This window comes from Candidatus Paceibacterota bacterium, assembly GCA_028714275.1.
GTDB lineage: Bacteria > Patescibacteriota > Minisyncoccia > Phycocordibacterales > CAINVO01 > CAINVO01.
Map to the genome: position 1 here is coordinate 1 of JAQTMP010000053.1, position 4,252 is coordinate 4,252.

Below are 4,252 nucleotides of genomic sequence, written 5' to 3' on the forward strand. Positions count from 1 at the left end.
AAGGGGGTAAATTGGCGGCACGGGTAATGTGATAAAGATTGAAGACAATTATGGCCAAAGCGGCTCCAGCAAACTGAGCAATGATATACATGATAGCGTCCTGCCAAGAAATTTTTTTGATTGAGAAAGCCCCAATAGTGACGGCTGGGTTGATATGACTGCCACTAAGGTGACCAATACTATAGACAAAGAGAGCTAGGGTCACGCCCGCCAGGAAAGTGGTGACAATACCTAGACCTAAAGTAGAAGCCAGAGAAACCACTAAAGCCAACGCAAATGTGCCAATAAGTTCAGCAATGTATTTTTTGATATTCATATGCCCAACATTATACCATATACATTTCCTGACCATACTCACCATTCCCCAAAAATTCGGCTTCACCGCGGATAATTTTCTCAAAAGGCCGGCAAGCAAAGCAACCTTCTGGACCTTGGGGGCAAGCAAACACGCTTTCATCTCTGGTAGCGGCCCATTTTTCACGAGCTTCAGCCACTTTTTTGGCAGCGGTGCCAACTTTCTCAAAAGATTCATCCAGGCTTGGTAAAGCCACTTCTTTTGGGGAGTCATCAGAATCCAGGTACCAGTAGGCCGCTCCAGAAACTTTTCTTTTTTGGAGATTGTGCAGTAGCAGCTGATAAATAGGCAGCTGCAGTGAATCCCCTTTTTCCTCATTTTTGCCTGTTTTAAAATCTAAGACCCGGAGGCTGTTATCCTCTGGTACATACTGGAGCCAGTCAATCTTGCCGCATAGGATGATATCGTCTGCAAGATAAAAATGAGGTAGCATTCCGCCCTTTCCTTCTGGCAATCTGACTATTTTTTCTTGTAACGGTCCTGGATGGGCAATGACTCTTTTAATCATGGCTTTTCCCCTAGCTTTGGCCTCAGCCTCTTCTTCTGGCGTCCTAAAGCCACCTTTTTTGCCGGAAAATTTTTTCCAGGCTTCATCAAAACGCTGCAATAGTTCCTCCACTCTATCAAAACGCTTGTCTGCAGGATAATCAGCCAGACCTTCCACTACTTCATGCACAGCAGACCCAAGTGAGAGAGCTGGACTGACAAGATTGATTTTCTTGCCAGTCTTTGGATTTTTATACACATTATGCAAATAATAGGCCCACGGACACTTCAAAAAATCTCCAAGAGATGAATGAGAAACCCAAACCGCTGAATATGGATCGCGAGACATGTCGATATAATACCACAGAGGTATTTTTATTTTTGGCTGAGATTTTATCTAATCACCTTCCACTCCCGACTAAAGGCTTTTTTGAAAACTTTAGTGTAAAAAGCGTTGGCTAGATAGCTAATGAGAAGAGGTGTCCAGCCTGTCTTGTGGGCTCGACGAGAGGTGTGAAGCACATGGAGCCCGGCAAATGAACGAGTGCGCCCTACCTTGGCAAGACGGCTAAACATATCCCCATCTTCAGCTGCCACAAACTTTTCATTGTAGCCATTCACTTTTTTGAAGGCGTCTGCTCTGATCATTTGAAACTCACCAGACGCGCTGCCAATCCGCAAAAAATTGTTGGAAAAATAGTGGACAAGATTGATAATGGTAAAGAAAAACATGTCAGACAGAGTGGCATCCTTTGGAAAAACCTTTAAGAAGACCACCGTAGCCACCGCTTTTTCATGGGAATCAAAATATTCCAGGATTTTCCTAAAAAAACCATCAATATCAGGGATGCGCACATCTGCATCCAAAAAAACAAGATATTCTCCCTTAGCCACCGCTGCACCAGCGTTGCGCCCGCCTGAAATGGTCTGACGAGCCTCATCTTTATATTCCACCACCTTGTCTGCGTATTTTTTAGCGATAGCGACTGTTTTGTCGGTACTTTTTCCGTCAGAAACAATAATTTCATAGTCATAGGCCCGTAAGCGCCGCAGAGAGAGCAGCGTCTTTTCAATCACCTTCTCTTCATTCAATGTTGGAATGACGATAGAAATCATAAGGAGCTTTAATTATACCTTAGTATTGACCAAATAGCGATTGACTGTTCTCAGCACAACAATAACCACTACAATTGCTAAGCAAATGAAGGCTATTTTTAGCGGTCGGGTGATCAGGCTGTAAACATTGCCGAAGAAGAAGCCGATAGCCACCAAAAACAATACCCAAATAAAACCGGCCAAAAGATTGATGATGGCATATTTTTTGAATGGAATACGGAGAGTGCCGGCAGTGATCAAAGTGGCCAAAGAAAAACCAAAACCCATAGTCAGCTTGGAAACCAACAAAATGCTGGTCTGATAGGTATGAAAACGCAACTTCACTTTTTCGACAATTTCAGGCGTAATATTGAAGAAAGAGCCGTATTTTGTCACTACTTTATTGCCTCCATAAAATCCAACCAGGTACCACATGATATCAGCCACAAAGTCTCCTGCTACCAAGGCTATATACATCTGAAAAAAGTTCAGCTGGCCAATCTGATACAAGAAACCGCCGCTAATCATCACTACCGGGCCCTCCAAAAAAGCGCCCCAGAAGAGGAGAAAATATTTAGAGCTATCGATCCAGAGTTCTATATTGTGGATTAGGACCTGCATATTTTATTAAATGATTGTATCACAGGACAGTAGAAAGGTGTTCCGAACGGGTTAGCGAGTCCTCGAGCGCTTTAGTGAGGAACACCTTTCTACTGTCCTGACATATAAACCTTTTAATAGAAAGTCAGATCTGAACCACCTCCCTTTTTCCAGAACTCCTGAATTGGGGCAATGATTTCCCACGAACGCAACACTTCCCCGCTTGAAGTAAAAAGACTGTGGTCAGAATGCATAGCATCTACCAGCACTCGCTCATAGGCTTCGGGCAAAGAGGCGTAGTGGTCTTCATAAGAAAAATTGAGGGGGTGCTTTTCAAGGGTCCGATCATAGCCAGGTTTTTTCGTCCATAAACAAATCTCAATGCCCTCTTTTGGTTGAATCCGGAGAGTGAGCTGATTTGATTCATGATGTTCAGCTTTTTTATAAAAAATCCTGATCTCGGTCATTTTTTTATCCAAAGCCTTGCCTGTGGTCAGAGTAATAGGTACTCCTTGCCAATCAGGACTGCCAGACTCTAGCTGAAGTGAAACAAAAGTCTCAACCGTGCTTTGTGGATTTTTGACTTCCTCTCTGTAATTTTTGTACTGGCCGCGCTTCACACAATCAATTATTTTTTCTTCCGAAAGCAAGTGAAGCTGCTCGAGAGCCCGCAGACGCTCATCTGGAATATTTTTCCACCAGCTGTTATCTGCGCCACCATTTGAGTCAACCACGCCATTTGACACACTTGGAGGAATCTTCATCAAAGTCAAAGCCGCGAGCTGAAGCAAATGACTTTGCACCAAATCCCTTAAAGCCCCTGTTTGTTCATAGAAAGTGGCTCGTCCCTCTATGCCAATCTGCTCGCTGGCCACGATCTCAATCCTTTCGATAAAATCCTTGTTCCAGGTCCGTTTGAAAAGTGAATTGCTCTGACGAAAAATGATCAGATTTTGCGTCATTTCTTTGGCTAAATAATGATCAATGCGATAGACCTGCTCTTCCGTAAAATATTTATTGATATCGTCTATCAAATCTTTGGCTGACTGAAGATCAAAACCAAAAGGTTTTTCTAAAAGGAGTTTAGTGTCGGGTACTTTGGCTAGGCCAGATTGGCCAAGCTGTCTGACAATCGACTGCGAGACTTGAGGGGGCACCGATAAATAAAAAAGTCTTTGCGCAGGAGTACCCCAGTCTTTTTCGACGGAATCAAGATGTCTGGCCAATTTTTTATATTCTTCAAGAATTTCCAGATCCATTTTGTAAAGTTCTACCCCTTGCATGGCAATGTCTCGCCTAGTCACGCCTATCACCTTAAATTTTTCTGGCAATTCCCCTGCTCGAAAGATCTCATCAGTGGCAGGCAAAAGCTTGCGCTTGGACAAATCACCCGATATACCAACAATGACAAGAATAGTGGGTTTGGATATTTTCACGGGTTGATTATAGCAGATCTAGCTTGATCTATTGACCATATTTTTTCATATAATAACTATTTAGCGTTTTAATTTCTTTTTCAGATAATGCTGCAAGGGTAACATTTTTAATACTACCCAATGTAATGGTGTGATAAGAGAGTTTTGCCACTTCTCGTAGGGTAAATCTTTATTGGCATCAACAAAAATAGCCACATCCTCATGTTTATCAATCTGTTTTCTTGACCCATTTGCAATACTTTCGAGATGGTAGCGTAAAATTTCTTCTGAGGGATCATCT

6 protein-coding genes are annotated in these 4,252 nt (G+C 42.7%); all 6 read right to left on the reverse strand.

The window, feature by feature from the left end; all coding sequences use genetic code 11:
* The coding region (locus tag PHF79_03930; protein ID MDD5318930.1) for an aquaporin at nucleotides 1–316 on the reverse strand (316 nt) is incomplete at its 3' end.
* A 10-nt stretch (nucleotides 317–326) separates the two neighbouring features.
* Nucleotides 327–1,190 carry a PD-(D/E)XK nuclease family protein gene (locus tag PHF79_03935; protein MDD5318931.1) on the reverse strand — a complete coding sequence of 288 codons (864 nt, stop codon included), beginning with the start codon at nucleotides 1,188–1,190 and terminating at the stop codon, nucleotides 327–329.
* A gap of 44 nt (nucleotides 1,191–1,234) precedes the next feature.
* Nucleotides 1,235–1,957: a glycosyltransferase gene (locus tag PHF79_03940; protein ID MDD5318932.1), complete on the reverse strand. Its 723-nt coding sequence runs from the start codon at nucleotides 1,955–1,957 to the stop codon at nucleotides 1,235–1,237.
* Nucleotides 1,958–1,969: 12 nt separating this feature from the next.
* The gene (locus PHF79_03945) at nucleotides 1,970–2,557 is read right to left on the reverse strand and encodes a DedA family protein (protein ID MDD5318933.1); all 588 of its coding nucleotides are present in this window, start codon (nucleotides 2,555–2,557) and stop codon (nucleotides 1,970–1,972) included.
* Nucleotides 2,558–2,670: 113 nt separating this feature from the next.
* Nucleotides 2,671–3,972: a glucose-6-phosphate dehydrogenase gene (locus PHF79_03950; GenBank protein MDD5318934.1), complete on the reverse strand. Its 1,302-nt coding sequence runs from the start codon at nucleotides 3,970–3,972 to the stop codon at nucleotides 2,671–2,673.
* Nucleotides 3,973–4,032: 60 nt separating this feature from the next.
* A partial coding sequence (locus tag PHF79_03955; GenBank protein ID MDD5318935.1) for a hypothetical protein occupies nucleotides 4,033–4,252 on the reverse strand: 220 nt, incomplete at its 5' end.